The sequence below is a fragment of the Pseudoroseomonas ludipueritiae genome (genome assembly GCF_014490445.1).
GTDB lineage: Bacteria > Pseudomonadota > Alphaproteobacteria > Acetobacterales > Acetobacteraceae > Pseudoroseomonas > Pseudoroseomonas ludipueritiae.
Window position 1 is genome coordinate 1 of sequence record NZ_JACTUZ010000344.1, and the last position, 1,167, is coordinate 1,167.

General features: G+C 75.3%; 2 protein-coding genes. One reads left to right on the plus strand and one right to left on the minus strand.

Features of this window, described 5'->3' with window-relative positions; translation table 11 throughout:
- On the minus strand, positions 1-373 hold a 373-nt coding region (locus IBL25_RS26230; protein ID WP_187781361.1), incomplete at its 3' end, for a hypothetical protein.
- Positions 374-497: 124 nt separating this feature from the next.
- Here IBL25_RS26230 and IBL25_RS26235 point away from each other — a divergent pair.
- On the plus strand, positions 498-1,167 hold a 670-nt coding region (locus IBL25_RS26235; RefSeq protein ID WP_202986897.1), incomplete at its 3' end, for a hypothetical protein.

Sequence of the window (1,167 nt, forward strand, 5' to 3'; positions counted from 1 at the left end):
CGGGCCCGGCCCGCGCCGCTTCCGGCAGCCGCACATGGCGGGGGCCCAGCGCGGACCAGGGCAGGCACTCCTCCGCCAGGCAAAGGCCGCTAGCATCCAGGCGCAGGCTGCGCGGGCGGCGCCCACGCAGCGCCCGCCGCAGGGCCCAGCCGGCCAGCAGCAGCACCAGCAGGGCAAGGCCCGCCGCGGCCAGGGAAAGCGGATCATGCCGCGCCGGGTTCAGCAGCACCGCCAATGCGGGCAGGCCGAAAAGCCCGCCCAGCAGCACCGCCGCCGCCAGAAAGGCCGGATCGGGCCGCGCGGGGCGGATCTCGATGAGCGTGGCATCGCCCTCGGTGCGGATGGTGAAGCGGCTGCTCTCGGTCCGGCGCATTGGTTTTCGCGGCTGTCCAGCCCAGGCTAGCCTGGATCGGCCAGTGCGGCGAGCCCGCCTTTTCGCTTGCATATCCACGGCCAAGCCCTTGTCATGCCACCCTTCCTTCCGGGATCATCCGGCCATGACCAGCGAACCTCTTTGGGATGAGGAGGCGGAGGAAGCCGACCGCCCGCCCTGGGCCAGCCGCGCCGCGGCCCTGCCGGCCGCCGCCCTGCCGGCGAAGGCGCTTCTGCGGCCGCTGGCGGAGGCGGAGGATGCCCTCTCGCGCCTCGATGCCCTGGCCGGCGCGGCCGAGCCGGCGGTGCAGGCAGGTCTGGCGGCGCGGATGGCGCTGGCGGAAGCCGCGGGCTGGCTGGCGGTAGCGGATATCTGGGTTCATCCGCGCGACCTGGCACTGCGCGAGGCCAGGCTGACCGGCTCCACCACCGCCGCCCTGCTGGGGGAGCGCTTGTCCGCGGTGCTGCCGGCGACCTTGCAGAAGGCTGAGGCGGTGCCGGCCGAGGCGCCCGGCGATGCGGCCATCGAGCAGGCCCTGGCCTTGGCCCGGCTGCTGCGCCGCCTGGCGGTGCTGCAAACCGTGGACCCGCTGGATTCCGCCGAAAGCCTCGGCTCGGCCCTGGGTGCCCTGGGGGCGGCGCAATGGCCGGCGGTTTCCGCCGTCCCTGGCGTGTCGGCGCCGGATTTCGGCCAGTGGCGCAGCCGCTTCCTGCAGGCGGTGGAGGATGCGCCGGCCCTGCTGGCCGCGGCACGTGGCGCCAGCGCCTGGGCGCGGCAGGCCGGCGAGGCCGAGC